The sequence below is a fragment of the Nocardiopsis sp. CA-288880 genome, from assembly GCF_050955985.1.
GTDB lineage: Bacteria > Actinomycetota > Actinomycetes > Streptosporangiales > Streptosporangiaceae > Nocardiopsis > Nocardiopsis tropica.
The window spans coordinates 6,910,699-6,933,191 of sequence record NZ_CP192105.1; the positions used below are offsets into that span (position 1 = coordinate 6,910,699).

Here is a 22,493-nt window from a genome sequence, read left to right on the forward strand (position 1 = left end):
GGGGCACCCCCGAAGGGGTACCCCCGTGACGGACGGCGTCCGGTTCAGCCGTGTCAGTCGCTCTTGCTCGCGGCCGACTCCTCGACCTCCGGGGTGTCCGGGACCGCGGCCGGCTTCGGCACGCCCTTGAACGTGAACTTGGCGTCCGTGCCCTCGCCCTCGGCGTCGATCACGACGATCTGACCCGCCTTGAGGTCGCCGTACAGGATCTTCTCGGACAGCTGGTCCTCGATCTCCCGCTGGATCGTCCTGCGCAGCGGGCGGGCGCCCAGCACGGGGTCGAAGCCGCGCTCGGACAGGATCTGCTTCGCCTTCGGGCGCAGCTCGATCCCCATGTCCCGCTCCTTGAGGCGACCGTCCAGGCTCGTGATCATGAGGTCCACGATCTGGAAGATCTCCGCCTCCGTCAGCTGGTGGAAGACGATGATGTCGTCCACGCGGTTGAGGAACTCGGGACGGAAGTTGGTCTTGAGCTCCTCGCTGACCTTCGCCTTCATCCGCTCGTAGTTGGTCTGGGCGTTGTCCTCCTTGGCGAAGCCCATGGCCTGGCCCTTGGAGATGTCGCGCGTGCCCAGGTTGGTGGTCATGATGATGACCGTGTTCTTGAAGTCGACGTTGCGACCCTGGGCGTCGGTGAGACGGCCCTCCTCCAACACCTGCAGCAGGGAGTTGAAGATGTCGTTGTGGGCCTTCTCGATCTCGTCGAACAGGACCACGGAGAACGGCTTGCGGCGCACCTTCTCGGTGAGCTGGCCGCCCTCCTCGTAGCCGACGTAGCCGGGAGGCGAGCCGAACAGCCGGGAGACCGTGTGCTTCTCCATGAACTCGGACATGTCCAGCTGGATCAGCGCGTCCTCGTCCCCGAACAGGAACTCGGCCAGGGTCTTGGACAGCTCGGTCTTACCGACACCGGACGGGCCGGCGAAGATGAACGAGCCACCCGGGCGCTTGGGGTCCTTCAGACCGGCGCGGGTACGGCGGATCGCCTGCGAGAGCGCCTTGATGGCGTCCTCCTGGCCGATGACCCGGCGGTGCAGCTCGTCCTCCATGCGCAGCAGCCGGGAGCTCTCCTCCTCGGTGAGCTTGAAGACCGGGATGCCGGTGGACGCGGCCAGGACCTCGGCGATGAGCTCCTCGTCGACCTCGGCCACGACGTCCATGTCGCCGGCCTTCCACTCCTTCTCCCGCTGCGCCTTCTTGTTGAGGAGCTGCTTCTCGTCGTCGCGCAGGGACGCGGCCTTCTCGAAGTCCTGCGCGTCGATCGCGGACTCCTTGTCCCGGCGCACGCCCGCGATCTTCTCGTCGAACTCGCGCAGGTCCGGCGGAGCGGTCATCCGGCGGATGCGCATCCGCGAGCCGGCCTCGTCGATGAGGTCGATCGCCTTGTCCGGCAGGAACCGGTCGCTGATGTAGCGGTCGGCCAGCTGGGCCGCCGCCACCAGGGCGCTGTCGGTGATGGAGACCCGGTGGTGCGCCTCGTACCGGTCGCGCAGGCCCTTGAGGATCTCGATGGCGTGCTTGATGGTGGGCTCGTCCACCTGGATGGGCTGGAAGCGCCGCTCCAGGGCGGCGTCCTTCTCCAGGTACTTGCGGTACTCGTCCAGGGTGGTGGCGCCGATGGTCTGGAGCTCGCCCCGGGCCAGCATGGGCTTGAGGATGGAGGCGGCGTCTATGGCGCCCTCTGCCGCTCCCGCTCCGACCAGCGTGTGCAGCTCGTCGATGAACAGGATGATGTCGCCGCGGGTCCGGATCTCCTTGAGCACCTTCTTGAGGCGCTCCTCGAAGTCACCGCGGTAGCGGCTTCCGGCGACCAGCGCGCCCAGGTCCAGCGTGTACAGCTGCTTGTCCTTGAGCGTCTCGGGGATCTCGCCCTTGACGATCTTCTGGGCCAGGCCCTCGACCACGGCGGTCTTGCCGACGCCGGGCTCGCCGATGAGGACCGGGTTGTTCTTGGTCCGCCTCGAGAGCACCTGCATGACGCGCTCGATCTCCTTGTCCCGGCCGATGACCGGGTCGAGCTTGCTCTCCCGGGCGGCCTGGGTCAGGTTGCGACCGAACTGGTCCAGCACCAGGGAGGTGGAGGGGGTGGACTCCGAGGAGCCCGCGGTGGCCTGCGGCTCCTTGCCCTGGTAGCCGTGCAGCAGCTGGATGACCTGCTGGCGGACCCGGTTCAGGTCCGCGCCGAGCTTGACCAGGACCTGGGCGGCGACGCCCTCGCCCTCGCGGATCAGGCCCAGCAGTATGTGCTCGGTACCGATGTAGTTGTGGCCGAGCTGGAGCGCCTCGCGCAGCGACAGCTCGAGGACCTTCTTGGCGCGCGGGGTGAAGGGGATGTGCCCCGACGGCGCCTGCTGGCCCTGGCCGATGATCTCCTCAACCTGCTGCCGAACCGCTTCGAGGCTGATACCGAGGCTCTCCAGAGCCTTGGCGGCGACGCCCTCACCCTCGTGGATGAGGCCGAGCAGGATGTGCTCCGTACCGATGTAGTTGTGGTTGAGCATCCTGGCCTCTTCCTGGGCCAGAACCACCACTCGCCGTGCGCGGTCGGTAAACCTCTCGAACATGTCTCGTCGCTCCTCTACAGAGCGGTCAGGCAGGGACGGTCTCGCCGACCCAACTCTTCCGCATATCGGCCCCACAGGGATAACCGCCCAGGGGAGCACTGTCGCACCCGCCGGTCGACAGGCTGCCGACCGGGCGAACATCTCCGCATGGCCGACCTCCCAGCCGTCCGTGCCAGAGACTTTCCCCGACGATAGGGCGTTCACCCAACATCCAACTACCAATTGAGGCGTCAGATTTCCCTGTACGCCGAAGGCGAACGGCCCGGACACTCCCATCCATCACGGGAGTCCCCGGACCGCACGTGTACAAGCCCGATAATCGGCTCTGAGCGAACAAGCCGAACCGCGTGTTGTTCTTCGGGCCGGATCAGGCGGCCCCGAAAGCGGGAAATGCGCCTCGGTCCCGGTGGGCAGCGGTACGGCCCCGCCGGACCGGCGGAACGGCCCCGGGCCCTGCGGCCGTGCGGCCGCAGGGCCGGAAGTCGAGAGCCTCCACGAGAACGGGGAGCGCCGTGGCGCCCCGGTCGTCGGCGCGTCCGCGCACCGCGGCGAGCGGCGGGACCCCCGTCCGAGCCGCGTCACGGAGACGGGGGCCGGAAAGGCCCGGGGCCGCACTGCGCCCGCGGTCCGGATCCGGCGGCACCGGCTCGGCGCCGTCGGCCGGGGATCCGGTGCCCGTCGTATCCCCTTGTCCCCTGCATCCCCATGGCGCGGGACCCGTGTCACAGGATCCCCCGCGTGACGGGTCCACCGGTGTCAGGCGGTGCCGGATGAGGGAGTCGGGTGCTCCTGGTGGGCACCGGTCGAAATTCGATCAAGCCCTGACAACATTTCGGCGAACCGAAGGCGGTCGTGGGACCTAGCCCTTGATGGCCTCATATTCGGCGACGATGGCGGCGGGGATCCGGCCGCGCTCATTGACGGGCTTGCCGGCAGCCTTCGCCCACGCGCGAATCTCGGCGCTGCGCTCGCGGCTGGGCGCATTACGGCTGCCCCGGCGGGCGGTGGCGCGGTTCGCCTTGGACGGAGCCTTGCGGGAGGCTTCGACGAACGGGTTAAGGGCCTCGCGAAGCTTGGCGGCATTACCCGCACTGAGGTCGATTTCGTACGTCGATCCGTCCAGACCGAACGTCACCGTCTCCTCGGCCTCGCCGCCGTCGAGGTCGTCGACCAGGAAAACCTGGACCTTCTGTGCCATGGAATCAAACCTTTCAGAAGAGCGGTGTCTGCACACCTGAATATAAAGCTATCCCGCGCGAACGCGGAAGACAATTCCCGGCGTGCCAGAAATCGTCTGGGACCGACCGTGGTTTCGGGGGTCGCCGGAGCAGCGCGGGTGCGGCGAGTTGGCCCGCGCACGCGGTGGGACCGAGGCCCGGCCCCCGGGCTTCACGCAACCGGTCGAGTACCGTATCAACGACCGTCGGATTCGGCGCGTTCCCCACCCTGGACAATCGGCGTCTCGTTCGTCGCCCCGGCCTCGCGGACCTCGGCAGCGCCCTTGTGGTCGGTCGCGTCCTGCGCCGCCCCGTCATTGCTGACCAGGCTTCCGTCCATCCGCCGCGGAGCCATCTCCTTGCGCAGCAGCTTGATGACGAAGGCACAGAAGACGGTACCGACAACCACAGGGGGGATGAGCGCCGACAATACGTCGATCAGTCCAGGGGGAACCACCGACGACAAAAAGTCACCCATCGAAGCGCTCCACCCTTCCTGGTTGTTACTTATTGCAGCAAATACCCGACTCAGTGTCGGGCCACTCCGGGGGGATGGCGCGCCGGACGACCTGGCAAACGCATACCCGACATCATAGACATCGTTTGCCCCCGGTTTGACACCGGACGTACCCGAGCGGCCTCCCGCAAACCCCGTGGGCGCCAATGTCCGGTCGTGGGTTCGGTGCCCTCGTGCGGGTGCGGCCGGAACACGGGGTCTTGCGGGGTCAAATCACAACCCTTCGTCACCGCCCCGCCGAACTCGATCATGAGGACGGCCGGCCGGACGCAGGTACACATTACCTGCCCTGTTCCACCTCCATACCCCCCGGTGTGCATAAGCCGCCCCGAGTCCGGACGCCGGAGCGGCACGGGCGGGGCCGCGTAAGGGGAACTCCGTACCAAGCACACCGGAAATCCTTTAGACGCGGGCCGGGCGGGCCGCGTCGTCGAGGCGCACAAGCATCCGGGTGTTCCCGAGGGTGTTGGGCTTAACCCGCTCCAAGTCGAGGAATTCGGCAACTCCCTCGTCATAGGAACGCAGGAGTTCCTCGTACACACGGGACGAGACAGGGGTCCCCTGGATCGGGGCAAAGCCGTGTTTGGAGAAGAAACCGGTCTCGAATGTCAGACAGAACACACGTTGCACACCCAACTCACGGGCTGTGGCGAGAAGTTCGGTCACGATTCGGTGTCCCACGCCGAAACCGCGCAGAGAGGGGTCGACCGCGACGGTCCGCACCTCGGCCAGGTCCTCCCAGAGCACGTGAAGGGCTCCGCAGCCCACCAGGCGGTGCTCGACCTCCGCCTCGGGGGCCGCACCGGGGGAGGATTCCGGCCCGGCGGGCGACATGTCCGGAACCACCTCCGCCTCGGCGACCCAGAACTCCTGGACGTCCTCGTAGAGGTTGACGGTGCTCTTGGACAGCACCCGCCGGTCGACGGTGTAGGTGTCGACGAGGCGGCGGATGGCTGCGACGTCGCGCGTCCTGGCGCGACGCACGTGAACATGGCGAACGGGCATAGCCGGACCAGACTATGCCCACGCGGGGAAGAACTCCTACCCGAGGCCTCCCCCACCCTCCGGCACACCCACCGGAGCACCGCCGCGCGGGCGGGGGCGGGGAAGAACTCCTACCCGAGGCCCGCGACCACCCCCCGGAGCACGGCCGCGCGGGCGGGGGACGGGGAAGAACTCCTACCCGAGGCCCGCGACCACACCAAGAGCACCCCACCGGAGCACGGCCGCGCGGGCGGGGGGCGGGCAGGGGGCGCGGGCGGCGCCCGGCCGCACACACGAGATCGGGGGCACCGCGGCACCGCCGGCCGGAGAGTCTCCTCCCGGCCCTCGCGGTGCGCGTGCGCCCCCTGGGTCGGTCATTCCCGTGTGCGGTTCCGGCTCCAGCCGGGGGTTCGGCTCAGATGAGCTGCCGCCGCGCGGCCCAGACGACCGCTTCGATGGGTGTGTTCACGCCGAGTACGTCGCAGATGTTGCGGATACGCCGGCGCAGGGTCCTCGCGCTGAGCTCCAGATGCCGGGCCGCGACCTCGGTGGTCACGCCGGTGGCGATCTCTGCGAGCAGTTCGAGCTCCTCGTGGCTCAGCTCCACCGGCGCGTACGGGCTGCTGACAGCCGTGTCGCGCGGGCGGGTCTGAAGGGGAACCACGCTCTCCCGGTGCTCCCTCGGCTGGAGAGCGCCATGGTCCTCAACGGTACGTCGTACGAGTGTGGCCTGTTCCACTCCGTCCTCCCTCATCATGTGAGTGCGGAACATCAACTCGTCACCTGATGGACGCGAGTGCGCCGACCGGGGGTCGCCCCGTCGGAGCGGACGGAGACTCCGCGGGCCTCGAAATCCCCGGCGGACCCCTCTGGCACAGGGGTCGGGGGCGTTCCGGGCGCACGGGTCGCAGGCTGGCCGGCTCGCTGGGGTCTGGGACGGACAGACCACACCGAGGGCGCGCATGCGCGCGCGAATTCGGACCGCATCGGCGGTCCCGTTTCGCGCTCACCGTCGTTCTCGATCCACTTCGGCAAACTCACGGGCCTCGGCCCGCCCTCAGCACGCTAGGCCGCAGAGATGATACCGTCAAGACCCGATAAATCACCATGTGTAGTTATGCAAGATCCTTCTGTGACAAGGCAAGGGGAAAGAAAAATCCCCGAGGGCATTGACCTGCGTAAACAATCTTTACCGGAGAGCGGCTGCTTATAGCACTCCGGCCCCTGGAAAAACTCTGGCCTATCCCCGCGGCCATCACGGTCTGACCGCGGGTTCGCCTTCTATGTCCGATCGGTGAGTCATGTCCCTTGTTCCGGGACCGGGACCGGGACATGCGGAAGGGGCCGGCGCACCCCTGGTGCGACGACCCCCGTCCCCGATTTCGGCCACTCGGCGCGACCCTTATCGGCCATTCCCGCACGGACGCGCCGCACACGCGCGCGTCCCGGCTCTCCCCCGTCCCACGGCCCCGCCGGGCCCCGGCGACGCGGGGCCGGACGCCCCGGTCAGTCCCCCGAGGGCTTCACGATCGGGAAGAGCACGGTCTCGCGGATGTTCTTGCCGGTGAAGGCCATGAGCAGGCGGTCGATGCCGACCCCCACGCCTCCGGTGGGCGGCATACCGTACTCCAGCGCCCGCAGGAAGTCCTCGTCCAGCTGCATCGCCTCGGGGTCCCCCTCGGCCGCCATCAGGGACTGCCGGGTGAGCCTCTCCCGCTGCTCGACCGGGTCGACCAGCTCGGAGTAGCCGGTGCCCAGCTCCATGCCGAACCCGATCAGGTCCCACTTCTCGGTGAGCAGCGGGTCCTCGCGGTGCTGGCGCGTGAGCGGGCTGGTCTCGACCGGGAAGTCGCGCACGAACGTCGGCTGGAGGAGCGTGTGCTCGACCAGTTCCTCGAAGACGTGCTCGACGAGCTTGCCCTGACCCCAGTCGGAGCTGAACTCGACGCCCTTGGCCCCGGCCAGACGGCGGACCTCCTCGACGGGGGTGCGCGGGTCGACCTCCGCGCCGAGGGCCTCGGACACGGCCCCGTACAGGGTGATCTGCGGCCACTCGCCGCCGAGGTCGTACGCCTCGCCGTCACGCTCGACCACGGTCGTGCCGAACACCGCGCGCGCCGCGTCCTGGACGAGCTCCCGGGTGATGTCCGCCATGACGTTGTAGTCGGCGTACGCCTGGTAGAACTCCAGCATCGTGAACTCGGGGTTGTGCGTGGAGTCCGCGCCCTCGTTCCTGAAGTTGCGGTTGACCTCGAAGACCTTCTCCAGGCCGCCCACGACCAGCCGCTTGAGCGAGAGCTCGGGCGCGATGCGCAGGTACAGGTCCATGTCGTAGGCGTTGATGTGCGTGGTGAACGGCCGCGCGGTGGCGCCGCCGTGCACGCGCATCAGCATCGGGGTCTCGACCTCGATGAAGTCGCGCCGGCTCAGGCCCTCCCTGATCGCCCGGATGGCGGCCGAGCGGCGGCGCACCATCAGCTGGGAGTCGGGGTTGACGATGAGGTCGACGTACCGCTGCCGCACACGGGCCTCGGGGTCGGTCAGGCCCTTGTGCTTCTCCGGGAGCGGGCGCAGGCACTTGGCCGTCAGCGTCCAGGAGTTCACGAGGACGGACAGCTCGCCGCGGCGGGAGGTGATGACCTCGCCCTCCACGCCGACGTGGTCGCCCAGGTCGACGTCGGCCTTCCAGGCGTCCAGCCGCTCCTGGCCGACCTGGTCCAGGGACAGCATGATCTGGACGTCGCCGGTCTCGTCGCGCAGCGTCGCGAAGCAGAGCTTGCCGCCGGTGCGGTAGAGCATCACGCGACCGGCGATGGAGACGCCGACGCCCGTGTGGGTGTCCGGCTCCAGGCCCTGGTGTTTGTCGCGCACGGCACCGATCGACGTGGAGCGCGGGAAGGTCACGGGGAAGGGATCGATCCCCTCCTCCCGGAGACGGTCCAGCTTCTGGCGCCGGACCCGCATCTGTTCGGGCAGGTCGTCGTAGGTGTCGTCGTGCGTGTCAGTCACGCGCACGATCCTACCGGCGGTCCGCGCCCCGGCCGACCGCCCGGACCCCGCCCGGCCGGGGGTCCCGGAGCCGTGCCACGCGGATCCGGGAGGTGGGACGGGCGTGTCCGGATCACTAGTATTGCGCTGCCTTGACCCGCACCCCCACCACCGGAGCAGGAACTACCGAGAGTCGGACAATGAGCGTTGAGGGAAGCACGAAGGCCGTCGTCACGGCACTGGTTGCGAATCTGGGGATCGCGGTCACGAAGTTCGTGGCCTATGTACTGACGGGCTCGTCCTCCATGCTGGCCGAGTCCATCCACTCGGTCGCCGACTCCAGCAACCAGGCGCTGCTGCTCATCGGCGGCAAGCGCGCCCGGCGGGGCGCCACCGAGGAGCACCCCTTCGGCTACGGGCGCGAACGCTACATCTACGCGTTCGTGGTCGCGATCGTGCTGTTCAGCGTGGGCGGCCTGTTCGCGCTCTACGAGGCCTGGCACAAGATCTCCCACCCCGAGCCCATCACCGAGTGGCAGTGGGTGCCCGTCGCGGTCCTGGTGGTCGCGATCGGGCTGGAGTCGATGGCGATGAGGACGGCCGTCAAGGAGTCCAACGCCGTGCGCGGCAAGGCGAGCTGGGTCGAGTTCGTCCGCCGGGCGAAGGCCCCCGAACTGCCCGTGATCCTGCTGGAGGACGCCGGCGCCCTGCTCGGCCTGGTGTTCGCGCTGCTCGGCGTCAGCCTGACCCTGATCACCGGCAACGGCCTGTGGGACGGCCTGGGCACCGCCGCCATCGGCATCCTCCTCGTGGTGATCGCCGTCGTGCTGGCCGCCGAGGTGAAGAGCCTGCTGGTCGGCGAGTCCGCCACGAGCGAGAACGTCCGGGCGATCCGGAGTGCCATCGAGTCGGTCGAGGACGTCGACCGCCTCATCCACATGCGCACCCTGCACGTGGGACCCGAGGAGCTCCTGGTGGCCGCCAAGGTCGCGGTGGACGCCGAGGACGACGCGGGCCGGGTGACCAGGGCGATCAACGAGGCGGAGGAGCGCATCCGCGCGTCCGTGCCCATCGCCACGCTGATCTACATCGAGCCCGACCTGTTCCGCACGGCGCCGGGGTCCTCCGCCTCGCCCGGGGCCGGGACCTCCGTGTGAGCCGGGGCCGGCGCGGCCCCCGCGCCGCACCGGCCCCGGTCCGGGGCGGGGGCGCACGCCCCCGCCCCGCGCACGGGCTCAGCCCGTGTTGCGCTCGAAGACCAGGCGCAGCCCGATCAGGGTGAGCCACGGTTCGTGCAGGTCCACGGTCTCGCACTCGCCGATGACCGTGGACGCGAGCCCGCCGGTGGCCACGACGGTCACGTCGTCCGGTGAGTCGGTGAGCTCGGCGACCATCCGGTCGACGATCCCGTCCACCTGGCCCGCGAACCCGAACACGATGCCCGAGCGCAGCGCCTCCGTGGTGTTCTTGGCGATGGCCGAACGCGGCTTGACGATCTCCACCATGTGCAGCTGGGCGCCGCGCCGGGACAGGGCGTCCACGGAGATGTCGATGCCGGGGGCGATCGCGCCGCCCACGTACTCGCCCTTGACGCTCACCGCGTCGAAGGTCGTCGCGGTCCCGAAGTCCACGACCACGGCCGGACCGCCGTAGAGGTGGTTGGCGGCGAGGGCGTTGATGATCCGGTCGCTCCCCACCTCCTTGGGGTTGTCCATCCGGATCGGCACCCCGGTCTTGACCCCGGGTTCGACGATGACGGCGGGGACGTCGCCGAAGTGGCGGCGGAACATGTCGCGCATCTCGTGCTGGACCGACGGCACCGAGCAGCACAGGGCGATCCCGTCGATGTCCTCCGGGCCGCCGAGGGTGCTCGCGTCGAGGAGCCCGCGCAGCACCACCGACCACTCGTCGGCGGTGCGCCGGGTGTCGGTCCCCACTCTCCAGTGTTCGAGAAGCTCGTCGGATTCAAAGAGACCGAAGACCGTCTCGGAGTTGCCGACGTCGATCGCGAGCAGCATTCTGAGGGCCTCATCCATGGTCGAAGTGGTGTGTTCTCAAGGAATCTTCCACCACTCGGGCACCCTCACAACAGGTCGAGGGCGATATCGAGCGCGGGACTGGAGTGGGTGAGCGCTCCGACGGCGAGGTAGTCGACCCCGGTGCGGGCCACGTCCGCCGCGACGCCGAGGGTCAGTCCGCCGGAGGACTCCAGCCGCGCACGGCCCCCGACCTGGGCGACCGCCGCCCGGAGCCCGTCGACGGTGAAGTTGTCGAGGAGGATCTCCTCCGCCCCGGCCGCGATGGCGTCCTCGATCTGGTCCAGCCTGTCGACCTCGACCTCCAGGGGGAGGTCGGGGAAGCGCTCGCGGACGGCGCGCACCGCCTCGCCGACGCCCCCGGCGGCGACCACGTGGTTGTCCTTGACCAGGCCCGCGTCGCTGAGGCCGTACCGGTGGTTCACGCCCCCTCCGCAGCGCACCGCGTACTTCTCCAGGGCGCGCATCCCGGGGCGGGTCTTGCGGCTGTCCCGGACGCGGGCCCGCGTGCCGGCCACGGCGTCCACCCACGAGCGCGTGGCCGTCGCGATCCCGGACATGTGGGTGAGGAGGTTGAGCGCGGTCCGCTCCGCGGTGAGCAGGTCGCGCGTACGCGCGGTGACGGTCATCAGGACGTCTCCGCGCTTGACCGCGTCGCCGTCCCGTGCGGTGCGCGTGACCTCCAGGGCGCCGTCGGCGACCAGCCAGAAGACGAGCTCGGCGAGCGGGAGGCCGCTGACGGTGCCGTCGGCCCGGGCGACCGCCTGAGCGGTGCGCACCTGGTCGGCGGGGATGGTCGCGACGCTGGTGACGTCGATGCCGGGGCCCGCGGTGAGGTCCTCGGAGAGGGCCCGGCGGACGAGGTCCACGTGGGACAGGTGGGGGGCGGTGCAGGAGAGGGCGAACTCGGCCCGGGCCTCCGGGCTCCGGTCGGCCCCGGCGAGGGGGAAGGAGACGGCGTCGAGTTCGGCCACGAGGGCGGACGGCAGGGACGGCTGCCAGTCCTCGGCGGTGGTCACGGCGGTGTCCCCTTCCAGTCGGACGACGACGGGCCGGATCCTGAGCCCGGGTCTGGGCTCGGGGAAGTCGGCACGCTGGTGAGAGCCTCTGCTCTCGGTTCTGTACAGGGCGGCGGCGGCCACAAGGCGGGCCGTGGTGAGCAGGTTGGCGGCCTCCCACGCGGCGACGCCGGGGGTGACGGGCGCGGTCGGCCGGGCGAGGGCGTCGAGTTCGGCCACCAGCTCGGCGAGGCCCTCGCCCGTGCGGAGCACCCCGGCGTGCCGCGACATGAGGGTGCGGACCCGGGTGGCGGCTGCGGGGTCGGCGAGCGGGGCCACGGAGCCGGCGGTGACGCCCGTCCCCGGGACGGGCCGGGGGTCCCCGGCCAGGCGCGCGGCGATCCGGTCGGCGTAGACCAGCCCCTCCAGGAGGGAGTTGGACGCGAGCCGGTTGGCGCCGTGGACGCCGGTGCGGGCGACCTCGCCGACCGCCCAGAGCCCGGGGACGCTGGTGCGGCCGTCGATGTCGACCTCGGCGCCGCCGGACGCGTAGTGGGCGGCGGGGGCGACGGGGACGGGCTGCGTGAGGGGGTCGACGCCGTTGGCGCGGCAGGACGCCAGGATGGTGGGGAAGCGCTTCTCCCAGGTGGCCTCGCCGAAGTGGCGGGTCTCCAGGTACACGTGGTCCACGCCCTGCTCGGCCATGGTGCGGGCGATGGTGCGGGCGACCACGTCGCGCGGAGCGAGGTCGGCCAGCTCGTGGACGCCCTCCATGATGCGTGCTCCGTCGGCGTCCACCAGGTAGGCGCCCTCTCCCCGCAGGGCCTCGGAGACCAGGGGCTGCCGACCGCGTGCGTCGGCGCCGAGCCAGAGCACGGTGGGGTGGAACTGGATGAACTCCAGGTCGCGCATCCTGGCCCCGGCCCTGGCGGCGAGGGCGAGGCCGTCCCCGGTGGAGACAGGCGGGTTGGTGGTGGCCGCGAAGACCTGCCCGATGCCCCCGGTGGCCAGGACCACGGCGGGGGCGACGACCGCGCCGACGCCGTCGCGGGCCCCCTCGCCCATCACGTGCAGGGTCACCCCGGTGACGGCCCCGGAGGCGGGGTCGTGGAGGGTGTCGAGCGCGAGGGCGTGCTCGACGACCTCGATCCGCTCCTCCGCGAGGACTGCGGCGACGAGCGCGCGCTGGATCTCGGCGCCGGTCGCGTCGCCGCCCGCGTGCGCGACGCGGTCCGCGCGGTGGCCGCCCTCCCGGGTGAGGGCGAGGGCGCCGTCCTCGGAGCGGTCGAACTCGGCGCCCAGGCCGATGAGCCAGCGCAGTGCGCCGGGGCCCTCGGTGGCCAGGACGTTGACGGCGTGGGGGTCGGACAGCCCGCCGCCCGCCAGGTGGGTGTCGACCATGTGGGCGACGGGGTCGTCGCCGGGCGCGACGGCCGCGGCGATCCCGCCCTGGGCATAGGCGGTGGACCCTGTGGACAGCCGGTCCTTGGTGACCAGCACGACCCGTCCGCTCCCGCTCCTCTGGACGTAGCGCAGCGCGGTGCTCAGGCCCGCGATGCCGGAGCCGACGACCGCGACGTCCGCCGCGACCGTCCACCCGGGCCCGGGTGCGTCGAGCCTGGTCTGTGCGGGTGTACTCATCTGGGGTCTCTTTCGCGAGGCGCCGCCCCGGGGGCCGGGGCGGTCACAGGGGGATCGACACGTTGTCGATGAGCCGGGTGGAGCCCACGCGGGCGGCGACGGCGAGGACCGCGTCCCCCCGGTGGCCGGGCGCGGCCTCGGTGAAGGTCGCGGCGTCGACCAGGGCCAGGTAGTCGAGGACGACGGGGGGAGTGTCCCCGGCCGCCCCGTCCAGCACGGAGTGGGCGGCGGCGCGGACGGCGTCCGGCCCCCCGGGCGCGGCCTCACGGCCCGCCCGGAGGGCGCGCGACAGCGCCAGCGCGCTGCGCCGCTCGGCGTCCGACAGGTAGACGTTGCGGCTGGAGGAGGCGAGCCCGTCGGGGTCGCGGAGGATGGGGGCCCCGACGATCTCCACGGGCACGTCGAGGTCGGCGACCATGCGCCTGACGAGCGCGATCTGCTGGGCGTCCTTCTCCCCGAAGACGGCGGTGTCGGGCCGGACCAGGTTGAGGAGCTTGGCGACGACGGTGAGGACCCCGGTGAAGTGTCCGGGGCGGGAGGCGCCCTCCAGCCGCTCCCCCATCGGCCCGGCGTCGACCGTGACCATCTGCGGGGCCGGGTACATGGTTCCGACGGAGGGCGCGAAGACGACGTCCACCCCCTCCTCCGCGCAGAGGGCGGTGTCGGCCGCCAGGTCGCGCGGGTAGCGGTCGAAGTCCTCGTCGGGGCCGAACTGGAGCGGGTTGACGAAGACGCTGACGACCACCGTGTCCGCCCGCTCGCGGGCCAGGCGCATGAGGGAGCGGTGGCCGCCGTGGAGGGCGCCCATGGTGGGGACGAGGGCGACGTGCCCGGGGCCGGAGAGGGCCCGGCGCAGTTCTTCGGGCGTGCGCGCCACGAGGGGGCCGCCGGCGGTCGCGGTCTGCGGTGTGGGTTCGGTCATCGGTGGTTTCCCGTGGTGGAGTTCTGCGGCGCGCACGGCGCGGCGGCCGGGCGCGCACCGGGCGCGACGTGGGGAGGGCGTCAGCGGCGGAGGACGTCGAGCAGGCGCACGGCGTCCTCCGGCTTGAGCATCCCGGCGTTGATGGCGCGGTCGGCCGTGAGCCGGGCCAGCTCGACGTAGCTGGCGACGCTCTCGGGGGCGTTCTCGCGCAGCTGCTCGATGTGTCCGGCGACGGTCCCGGCGTCGCCGCGCAGGACGGGCCCGCTGAGGCCGTGGATGCCCAGGCGGAGGGCGTTGTCGAGGGCCGCGCTGAGCATGGGGGCGAGCATGCGGCCCGGCTCGGGGACGCCGGCGGCCGAGAGCAGGGCGGCGCTGTCCGCGACGAGGGTGACGAGGTGGTTCGCGCCTCCGGCGAGGGCCGCGTGGTAGAGGGTGCGCCTCTCCTCCTCGATCCACACGGGCTCGGCGCCCATCTCGACGACGAGGGCCTCGGCGATGGGCCGCAGCTGCTCGGGCGCCGTGACGCCGAACGCGCAGTTGGCGAGGCGGTCGACGTCCTCGTCGCGGCCGGTGAAGGTCATCGCCGGGTGGAGGGCGAGCGGGAGCGCGCCGACCAGGGTGGCGGGGGCGAGGACGCCGTAGCCGTGCGCCCCGCTGGCGTGGACCAGGAGTTTTCCGCGCAGGTCGGCGCCGGTGGAGGCGAGTCCCTCGGTGATGTCGGGCAGGGCGTCGTCGGGCACGGTCAGCAGGACGAGGTCGCTGGCCTCGGCGACCTGCGCCGGTTCGAGGACGCGCGCGGTGGGCAGGCGCCCGGCGACCCTCTCGCGGGAGGCGTCGGAGACCGCGGAGGCGGCGACGACCTTGTGCCCGGCGCGGCCGAGGGCCTGGCCGAGGACGGAGCCCACGCGGCCGGGACCGATGACGCCGACCCGCAGTCGGGCGGGGCGCCCCTGCGTCGTCTCCATGTGCGTGCCCCCTCGTGGTGCGGTGCGTCCGGTTCCCGCGCACCGTGACGCCTGTGCACACGATAGCCCTCCCCCGCCGGTGACCTGCCGCCCCGCCCCCGGGGACACGAGTGGGGACGGACACGTCGTGCCCGTCCCCGCCCGTCGTGCTCCCCGCCCCCGTGTGGGGGCGCGGATCAGTTCTGGATGATCACGCCGGTGTTGTAGCAGGAGCCGACGGACTTGCCGCCGAGGACGGCGTTGGAGATGCCGCAGCCCTCGCTCTCGTTCTCCAGCTCGTGGAGGGTGGTGTTCCCGCTGAGCACGGAGTCGAAGTTCTGCGTCCATGCCTCCGAGTCCGCAGCCGCCGGCGAGGCGGAGAGAAGGATTGCGGCGGAGGCGATGGCCACGGCACCGGTGGCGAACGTCTTCTTCAGCACGATGGAACTCCTTCTTTGTCCGGCCGGGAGGGCCGACCGGATCGCGGTTGTTCGTGGCACCCGGGAGTGCTGGTGATGAAGTTACTGGGCGAGAAGCCCCCGACAGGGGGTTTGAGCTGGAGTGATCACGAAATCGACGGAGATGCCGACCCTGCGTAGTCGAACGTCTCGGGGCCGATCGGGGCAAAGGTCGCGGACCGGGGAGGCGTGTGTGCGCGCTGCGTCACCGCCGCGCGGGGTTCCAGTCGCGCACCAATACGGGTTGCGGTCGACCGTGTCGGAGCGGAGGGCCGGGGGCGGGCGCCCCTCGGGGACGGCGGGGCGCGTCGGCGCCGAACACCGGACACGGGGAAGGCGCCACCCCGTCGTCACGGGATGGCGCCTCGCGCGGAAAGCTCGCGGACCCCGGCCGGGTCGGTTCAGCCGGGACGTCTCCGACTGGACACCCCCGCCCGGTCGGGCCGGATCGATCTGTCCTGCGTGTACCGCGGGGACCGCGGTACTAGTTCTTGACCGTGGCGCCGGAGTCGACGCAGCTGGCGCCGGCCACGCCCAGGACGGAGATCGCGTTGCCGCAGACGTTGATCGGCACGTCCAGGTCCGCGACGAGCTGGTTGCCGCCGAGGATGCTGCCGTTGCCGGAGGTGAAGACGTTGCTGTTGGCCATGGCCGGAGCACCGGTGAACAGGACGCCGGCGGCGGCGGCAACGATGGCACTGGCGGCGAAAGCCTTCTTCAGCATGTGTTTCTCCCGTCGGACCGGCCAGCGGGGGCGCCAACCGGTCGATAACGTTGACTATGTGTATGAGACTGAACACTCGCCGTGTTCAGTCACTATTTAGCCATACTCAACCACTCCATGTGACCAAAACTCGGAAGTCTTTCCCGGCCCCGAGCTGGAGATATCACCATTCGTGACCAACCATGTCCGACATGTGGTCTGCAACTGGAAGCACTTTGGGCCCATATTGTGTTGCACGTCACATCAGGTTTCGGGGGTGTCATAGGTCCCGTCCTCGGCCCCGGTCCCCACGGCGTGCCCCGGACGCCGCTCCAGCGTCGAACGGGTCGCCCAGCGCTCCGTCCCCGCCGACGGCACCCGTGCCCGGCGGCCGTACGCGGCGAGCGCGTCCACGAGCCCGCGGCCCTCACCCGCCTCCCGGGCGGACGCCCTCGCCCGGACCGGGCCGGGGGGCGTGTCGACGTCCACCGACACGAGGCCGGTGAACCGGGCCAGCGGGCCGGCCGTCAGCCGCAGCGACTGGACGCGCTCGACCGGGACGATCTCCGTCACCTGGCAGAACAGGCCCCGGGTGCTGATGAACAGGCGCCGGTCGACGCCGACCAGCCCCGGCATCCAGGTCCGGTTCGGCACCATCGCCACGTGCGCCGCCCCGCTGTCCGGGAACAGCTCGTCGACCAGCGCGTAGGCCCTCCGGCGCGGGGCCACCGGGAGCAGTGTGGCCGAGTCGCCCTGGCGGGCTCCCGCGTATCCCGCGACGTTGGCCTCCACACGGGCCACCCCCAGTGCGCGCCAGAGCAGCGGCTCGACCACGCGCACCGCCTGGACCCGGCCCGGCGGGACCGTCTGCATGCGGCGCTGGAACATGCCGTAGCGCAGCCGGAGCCCGTCCGACGACAGGGAGGCGTAGTAGTCCGTGTAGCGGGCCAGGGGCCCCCAGAAGTAGCGGAGCAGCCCCAGGGTGAGGGGCACGAGCGCGCCCGCCACCCCCGGTTCGGCGAAGACCGCGCCGGCGGTGGCCAGCATGAGCAGCAGCACGAACGACAGCAGGACCGGCACCCGGAAGGTCAGCGCGCCGAGCAGCAGGAGGAACGGCAGCCGGTAGAACGGCCACTCCGGCGCCTCGGGCGAACGGCCCGGGAGCCCCGCCGCGTGGGCGAGGACCGCCGCGCGCACCCGCTCGGCCAGGCCCCTGCGCAGACAGCGCAGCCGGATGGCGCTCCCGTCGCCCCCGGCGAGTTCGATGCGCAGTTCGGCCATGCCGAACACCTGCATGAGCAGGGGCTGGACCACGTCCACCGCCTGGAGGCGGCTGAGCGGGATCTCCCGCGAGCTGCGCATCACGAGGCCGCTGTGGACCACCAGGTGGTCCTCGCGCAGGCCGAAGGTGCCGTACCACCAGGAGGGCAGGGCGTAGGCGAGGGAGCCGAACACGACGGCCACCGTCATCATCACCACCCAGCCGAAGCCGAACATGGTGAGGATCGGGCCGGCCAGCGCCACGAACACCAGGGCGACGGCGACCACCTGGAGCGGGACGACCGCCCAGTGCGAACGGAACACGCCGGTGGTGACGTCCTCGTCGGGTTCGCGCCGCGGCACCGGCTGCGGGCGCCACGCCACCGAGGGGGGCAGCATCGTCGGCGCCTGCGGGTACGGGCCGGCCGGCGGGAAGCCGGCGGGGGGCCGGGCCCCGTGGCCGTACGGCGCCCCGTACGGCCCCTGCGGGCCGGGAGCGGGGTACCCGCCGGGCCCCGGGGGGCCGTACGGGCCCGGAACGGTTCCGGGGGCGGGCGGGTGCGCCGGTCGGCCGGTGCGGCCGCCGGGCCACTGCGGCGCCGGTCCGGGCGGGATCCCCGGACCGTACGCGGACCGGGGGTCCCGGGGCAGTGGTCCCGGGCGCCCCGGTCCGCCCGGACGGCCGGGGCCCGCATGCGCGGCGGGCGGGGGCCCGGGCGGCACACGCCCGGCGGTCCCCTCCGGCGCCGTCCGCGGGGCCCCGGGCGCCTCCTGGGGACCGGAGGGGTCCTGGGCGCCGGTCGGACCCGCCGGTCCGGACTCCGCCCCCGCCGCCTCCGGGCGCGGGCCCCCGCCGGGCGGGACCCACCCCGGTCCGGCCGTGTCCTGCGGCCCCGGCGGGTCCTCACGCGCGGCGCCCTCCCCCGAGGGCTGTTCCCCCGGTGGACGCTGAGGCTCCTGGGACGGCTGAGCTGGTCCGTGCACTTACAACCCCGTCGAGAAACTCTCGCTGCGCGCCGCGAGCCGGTCGCGCAACTGGACGGCTTCGGCCAGGGGGAGTCCGACCACGCGGATGTCGGCGGTGCTCGCCGCGGTGCGCACCCGCACGGTCGCGATCCCCAGTGCCTGTTCCAGCAGGTCGGCGGTGACGTCGACGACCTGCATGCGGCCGTAGGGGACGACCACCAGCTGGCGGACGAGCACCCCGTAGGTCAGGTACAGCTCCTCCGCGGCTTCCGCGTACCCCCACGACCCGCGGAACCGCCCGGCCAGGAGCCAGCCCGCGGCGAAGGCCGCCAGGGCCGCCGCCGTCCAGCCCGCGGCCCACGGCCAGGAGGCCCAGACGAAGAGCGTCACGGCGCCCCCGGCACCGGCGATCAGGCACACCGCGCCCACCACGAGCCTGCGGTACCACGCGAGGGCGGGCGACACGCGGTTCCAGGAGGTGTTCTCGGGCGGGGCGAACGCCGCGTCGAGCGGCCGGGCGGGCCGGGGCTCCCCGGTCGGGGGCGGCGGCGTCGGCTGCGGTGTCGGATCACTGGTCTCCACGGAGCCAGTCAACCATCAGCGGGCAACCCCCCGCCGGAGCGGCTCGGCGCGGCCCCGGGCCGGACCGCGGCGCGGGCGCCCCGGAAGCGGCCGACGGGCCCGTCGCGGGGGTCGGCCTCCCCGCCCGCGCCGGGCGGCACCGGCTTCCGTGGCCGGTGCGCCCGGGGCGTGTTCCGTGGACGCCCCCGGCGCCCGCGCCGGTCGCCGCGGGCCCGGAACGGCCCGCGGGACACGGCCTACCGGGCGGCCGGGGGCTCGTCGCCCCTGTCGTCGTCCTCGGGGACCCGGCAGCAGTACTCCAGGTAGAGGGCCGCGGCCAGCAGGAGCCCGGCGGACAGCGCCGTGAACAGCGCCGTCAGGAACACCTCCCGCTGCGTGGGCAGCACCAGCATGTCCGACACCGTGAGCGCCATGCCCGCGAAGAAGCCCAGCGCCAGCGACGCGAACAGCGCGCTCGCCTTGGCCAGGGCGACCAGGCGGGCCGCGCTGAGCGGCTGGATCGGCTCGGTGCCGGGCTCGTGGCGGATGCGCCTGCGGGTCCGCCCCGCCGTGAACCCCTCCGCGAGGGCGAGCAGCAGCAGGGTCGGGATCGCCGACCACGGCAGGAGGGGCAGGGCCGGCAGCGCGTTGGTCAGCAGGACGCCCAGGAGGGCCCCGGCCACCGCCAGCAGCGCCGGCACCCGCCAGCCCGTGGGCCGGAGCCGCCCCTCGTCGTCCTCGGCCATCAGCGGACCTCCCCGCCCGGCAGCCGCAGTCCGAGGTCCTCGCGCACGCGGAGCTCCTGCGCGCCGTCGGCGTCCTCGGCCACGAGGTCGGCCAAGAGGTCCGCGACCGGGCCGCGGCCCGGCAGTTCGGCGAGGGGGTCGGCGTCCAGCCACGGCTGGAGGACGAACGCCCTCAGGTGCGCCCGCGGGTGCGGCAGGGTCAGGTCCGGGTCGTCGTCGCGCACGTCGCCGTACGAGACGACGTCCACGTCCAGGGTGCGCGGGCCCCACCGGACCCCGCGGACCCGGCCGAAGGCCCGCTCGGCGTCCTGCGCGCGGGCCAGCAGCTCCCCGGGCGTGCCGACCGTGTCCACGACGAGGACCGCGTTGAGGAACGCCCCCTGCTCGGGGCCGCCCACCGGGGCGGTCTCGTAGACCGGGGAGACCGCCACCGGGGCGGGCGCGCCCGGCCCGCCCAGCAGGGTGTCCACCGCGCCCTGGAGGGCCGCCGTCCGGTCCCCGAGGTTGGACCCCAGGGAGAGCACCGCCCGGGTCACGTCCGCGCCCCCCGTCCGTCCGGGACGCGGGCGGGCTCCGCGGCGCCGGGCTGCCCCGGGCCCCCGTCCGTCCGGTCCCTGACCACGGTGACCGCGACGTCCGCGAACTCGTGGTCGATGGGCGCGGACGGCTTGTGCACCGTCACCTCGGCCCGGTCGACCAGGGGCTCGGACAGGCACGCGTCCGCCAGGCGCTCGGCGAGCGTCTCGATCAGGTTGACCGGCTCACCGGTCACGATCGCGACCAGCCGGTCGGCGAGCAGCCCGTAGTGGACGGTGTCGCCGACGTCGTCGGAGGCCGCCGCCACCGCGGTGTCCAGGTGGAGCACGGCGTCGACCACGAAGTCCTGGCCCTCGCGGCGCTCGAACCCGAACACCCCGTGGTGGCCGCGCGCGCGGAGGCCGCGGAGGGCGATGCGGTCCCGCGTCACTCCTCGCCCTCCTCGTCGTCGTCCTCCATCAGCACGGGAGAGGCGTGGTGCGACCACAGCCTCCATCCCTGCTCCGTGTCCACGAACAGGTTGGTGGTCACCACCTGGCCCCCGGCGACGAAGCCGGGGCTGCCGTCCTCGGCGGTGAGAACGTTCTCCTCGCACGTCACCATGGCGATGTCGCCCCCGACCCCGATGTGGGTCTCGGTGAGCACGTACTGGATGTACGTCACGTTGGCCATGATCAGCGACCAGGCCCTCATGATCTCGGTCCGGCCGCGCAGCAGCGGCCAGCCCGGGTTGACGCACACCAGGTCCGGCGCCTCGTGCTCCTCGGCCCAGACGCTGCGCATCAGGTCGATGTCGCCGTTCTCGATGGCGCTGTAGAACTGCGCGTTGGCCTCGGCCACGCGCTCCATGACCTCCTGGCGCGACTTCACCGGCCGCCCCGGTCCAGCGGCTCGGAGCGCCCCTCGTCCAGGCCGGCGCCGCCGTCGGCCCAGGCGGCGGCGACGCGCACGGCGTCGGCGTTGGGCCGCACGTCGTGCACCCGCACGGCCCACGCCCCGCGGTCGGCGGACAGCGTGGTGACGGCGGCCGTGGCGGCGTCGCACTCGGCGAACGGGCGGTCCTCGCCCTTGGCGTCGCCGAGGAGCCGGCTCAGGAAGCGTTTGCGCGAACCGGCCACCAGCACCGGCCGCCCCAGTTCGTGGAAGCGTTCGAGGTCGTGGAGAAGCGCCCAGTTGTGCGCCTGCTCGGGGCGTTTGGAGAATCCCAGTCCCGGGTCCAGAACGATCTGACCCGGATCGACACCTGCACTGATCATGGCCTCCATACGGTCGCGGAGCTCATCGAGGACCTCCTGGACGACATCCGTGTACACGGCACGGCTCTGCATGTCATGACTATGCCCACGCCAGTGCATCAACACGTAGGCAACGCCGGAAGAGGCGACAAGGCGTGCCATCGCCGGATCGGCGAGGCCCCCGCTGACGTCGTTGACGAGCACCGCGCCGACCTCGACGGACCGCTCCGCGACCTCCGCGCGCATGGTGTCCACGCTGACGGCGACGCCGCGCGAGGCGAGTTCGCGCACGACGGGCTCGACCCTTCGCAGCTCCTCCTCCGCGGAGACGCGCTGCGCTCCGGGGCGGGTGGACTCACCGCCCACGTCGATGATGTCCGCGCCCTCCTCGACCAGGCGCAGGCCGTGCTCGATCGCCCTGTCGGGATCGAACCACGCGCCGCCGTCGGAGAAGGAGTCGGGGGTGACGTTCACGACCCCCATGACCAGGCACCGCCCGCGGTCGGGCAGGCCCGGAAGTGTGTGTTTCGGCCCCATAAGGATCACCCTACGCGTACGGCCGGGGGCCGGGGGCTCGTGCCCCCGGCCCCCGGCCGGATGTCCGCGACGTCACTTCCGGGGCTCCGCCCCGGAGCGCCCTCAGCGCCGGTCGAGGATCAGGCTCATCGCCTCGGACCGGGTGCGGTCGCTGCTGCGGAAGATCCCCCGCACCGCGGAGGTGACGGTCTGGGCCCCGGGCTTGCGCACCCCGCGCATCGTCATGCACAGGTGCTCGGCCTCGACCACGACGATCACGCCGCGGGGCTGGAGGTGGTCCATGATCGCGTCCGCGACCTGGCCGGTGAGCCTCTCCTGGACCTGCGGGCGGCGCGCGTACACGTCCACCAGCCGGGCGAGCTTGCTCAGGCCCGTGATCCGGCCGTCGGCGCCCGGGATGTAGCCCACGTGCGCGACCCCGTAGAACGGCACCAGGTGGTGCTCGCACGTGGAGTAGAGCTCGATGTCCTTGACCAGGACCAGTTCCTCGTGGTCGGCCTCGAAGACCGTGGTGAGCACGTCGCCCGGCTTCTGGCCGAGACCCGCGTACTGCTCCTCGTAGGCGCGCGCCACCCGCTCCGGGGTCTTGACCAGGCCGTCGCGGTCGGGGTCCTCGCCGATCGCGATGAGGATCTCCCTGACCGCGCGCTCGATGCGCGGACGGTCCACTGGTCTGGGC

At 72.1% G+C, this 22,493-nt stretch carries 20 protein-coding genes and 1 pseudogene; 1 reads left to right on the forward strand and 20 read right to left on the reverse strand.

Annotation, left to right across the window (positions count from 1 at the left end):
- Window positions 1-53: 53 nt before the first annotated feature.
- The 6 genes from ACQPYD_RS29785 to lysX all read right to left on the reverse strand — a co-directional run bounded on the left by ACQPYD_RS29785 (window position 54) and on the right by lysX (window position 8,291).
- Window positions 54-2,564 (reverse strand): ATP-dependent Clp protease ATP-binding subunit, encoded by a 2,511-nt coding sequence (locus tag ACQPYD_RS29785; RefSeq protein ID WP_433698683.1) that lies wholly within the window; start codon window positions 2,562-2,564, stop codon window positions 54-56.
- Window positions 2,565-3,423: 859 nt separating this feature from the next.
- Window positions 3,424-3,762 carry a histone-like nucleoid-structuring protein Lsr2 gene (locus ACQPYD_RS29790; RefSeq protein WP_267946844.1) on the reverse strand — a complete coding sequence of 113 codons (339 nt, stop codon included), beginning with the start codon at window positions 3,760-3,762 and terminating at the stop codon, window positions 3,424-3,426.
- A 215-nt stretch (window positions 3,763-3,977) separates the two neighbouring features.
- Window positions 3,978-4,259, reverse strand: a complete 282-nt coding sequence (locus ACQPYD_RS29795) for a hypothetical protein (RefSeq protein ID WP_433698684.1) — start codon at window positions 4,257-4,259, stop codon at window positions 3,978-3,980.
- A 441-nt stretch (window positions 4,260-4,700) separates the two neighbouring features.
- Window positions 4,701-5,303: an amino-acid N-acetyltransferase gene (locus tag ACQPYD_RS29800; RefSeq protein WP_433698685.1), complete on the reverse strand. Its 603-nt coding sequence runs from the start codon at window positions 5,301-5,303 to the stop codon at window positions 4,701-4,703.
- A gap of 394 nt (window positions 5,304-5,697) precedes the next feature.
- Entirely contained in the window at window positions 5,698-6,021 is a 324-nt protein-coding gene (locus ACQPYD_RS29805; protein ID WP_330158420.1) for a LuxR C-terminal-related transcriptional regulator, read from the reverse strand.
- A 767-nt stretch (window positions 6,022-6,788) separates the two neighbouring features.
- Window positions 6,789-8,291 (reverse strand): bifunctional lysylphosphatidylglycerol synthetase/lysine--tRNA ligase LysX, encoded by a 1,503-nt coding sequence (gene lysX / locus ACQPYD_RS29810; RefSeq protein WP_330158374.1) that lies wholly within the window; start codon window positions 8,289-8,291, stop codon window positions 6,789-6,791.
- A gap of 179 nt (window positions 8,292-8,470) precedes the next feature.
- On the opposite strand from lysX, the gene ACQPYD_RS29815 reads away from it, so the two are divergent.
- The gene (locus tag ACQPYD_RS29815; RefSeq protein ID WP_433698686.1) at window positions 8,471-9,427 is read left to right on the forward strand and encodes a cation diffusion facilitator family transporter; all 957 of its coding nucleotides are present in this window, start codon (window positions 8,471-8,473) and stop codon (window positions 9,425-9,427) included.
- A gap of 78 nt (window positions 9,428-9,505) precedes the next feature.
- On the opposite strand, the gene ACQPYD_RS29820 is transcribed toward ACQPYD_RS29815, so the two are convergent.
- The 14 genes and pseudogenes from ACQPYD_RS29820 to folE form a co-directional block, all read right to left on the reverse strand.
- Complete coding sequence (locus ACQPYD_RS29820; RefSeq protein ID WP_267950542.1) at window positions 9,506-10,288, reverse strand: type III pantothenate kinase; 783 nt, start codon at window positions 10,286-10,288, stop codon at window positions 9,506-9,508.
- A gap of 65 nt (window positions 10,289-10,353) precedes the next feature.
- Window positions 10,354-12,945 (reverse strand): L-aspartate oxidase, encoded by a 2,592-nt coding sequence (locus ACQPYD_RS29825; RefSeq protein WP_433698687.1) that lies wholly within the window; start codon window positions 12,943-12,945, stop codon window positions 10,354-10,356.
- Between the two features lie 43 nt (window positions 12,946-12,988).
- Entirely contained in the window at window positions 12,989-13,867 is an 879-nt protein-coding gene (panC, locus tag ACQPYD_RS29830) for a pantoate--beta-alanine ligase (RefSeq protein ID WP_433698688.1), read from the reverse strand.
- 80 nt (window positions 13,868-13,947) lie between these two features.
- Window positions 13,948-14,832 (reverse strand): Rossmann-like and DUF2520 domain-containing protein, encoded by an 885-nt coding sequence (locus ACQPYD_RS29835; protein WP_433698689.1) that lies wholly within the window; start codon window positions 14,830-14,832, stop codon window positions 13,948-13,950.
- Between the two features lie 176 nt (window positions 14,833-15,008).
- Window positions 15,009-15,251: a hypothetical protein gene (locus ACQPYD_RS29840; protein WP_267946853.1), complete on the reverse strand. Its 243-nt coding sequence runs from the start codon at window positions 15,249-15,251 to the stop codon at window positions 15,009-15,011.
- A gap of 502 nt (window positions 15,252-15,753) precedes the next feature.
- Entirely contained in the window at window positions 15,754-15,993 is a 240-nt protein-coding gene (locus tag ACQPYD_RS29845) for a chaplin family protein (RefSeq protein ID WP_267946854.1), read from the reverse strand.
- Between the two features lie 243 nt (window positions 15,994-16,236).
- A complete protein-coding gene (locus tag ACQPYD_RS29850) occupies window positions 16,237-17,631 on the reverse strand; it encodes a PH domain-containing protein (protein ID WP_433698690.1) in 1,395 nt (464 codons plus the stop codon).
- A gap of 585 nt (window positions 17,632-18,216) precedes the next feature.
- On the reverse strand, window positions 18,217-18,663 hold the full coding sequence (locus ACQPYD_RS29855) for a PH domain-containing protein (protein ID WP_433702173.1): 447 nt from the start codon (window positions 18,661-18,663) through the stop codon (window positions 18,217-18,219).
- 353 nt (window positions 18,664-19,016) lie between these two features.
- Window positions 19,017-19,505 (reverse strand): DUF3180 domain-containing protein, encoded by a 489-nt coding sequence (locus ACQPYD_RS29860; RefSeq protein ID WP_402919037.1) that lies wholly within the window; start codon window positions 19,503-19,505, stop codon window positions 19,017-19,019.
- Complete coding sequence (folK, locus tag ACQPYD_RS29865; RefSeq protein ID WP_433698691.1) at window positions 19,505-20,041, reverse strand: 2-amino-4-hydroxy-6-hydroxymethyldihydropteridine diphosphokinase; 537 nt, start codon at window positions 20,039-20,041, stop codon at window positions 19,505-19,507. The genes ACQPYD_RS29860 and folK overlap by 1 nt, the downstream gene beginning before the upstream one ends.
- A 71-nt stretch (window positions 20,042-20,112) precedes the next feature.
- Window positions 20,113-20,472, reverse strand: a pseudogene (gene folB / locus ACQPYD_RS29870) (dihydroneopterin aldolase); the annotation flags it as partial.
- A complete protein-coding gene (locus tag ACQPYD_RS29875; protein WP_330156501.1) occupies window positions 20,469-20,912 on the reverse strand; it encodes a nuclear transport factor 2 family protein in 444 nt (147 codons plus the stop codon). The pseudogene folB and the gene ACQPYD_RS29875, both read right to left, overlap by 4 nt.
- Window positions 20,909-21,814 (reverse strand): dihydropteroate synthase, encoded by a 906-nt coding sequence (gene folP / locus ACQPYD_RS29880; protein WP_433698692.1) that lies wholly within the window; start codon window positions 21,812-21,814, stop codon window positions 20,909-20,911. Before folP ends, ACQPYD_RS29875 begins: the two co-directional genes overlap by 4 nt.
- A 102-nt stretch (window positions 21,815-21,916) precedes the next feature.
- A complete protein-coding gene (folE, locus tag ACQPYD_RS29885) occupies window positions 21,917-22,483 on the reverse strand; it encodes a GTP cyclohydrolase I FolE (RefSeq protein ID WP_433698693.1) in 567 nt (188 codons plus the stop codon).
- Between the last annotated feature and the right edge of the window lie 10 nt (window positions 22,484-22,493).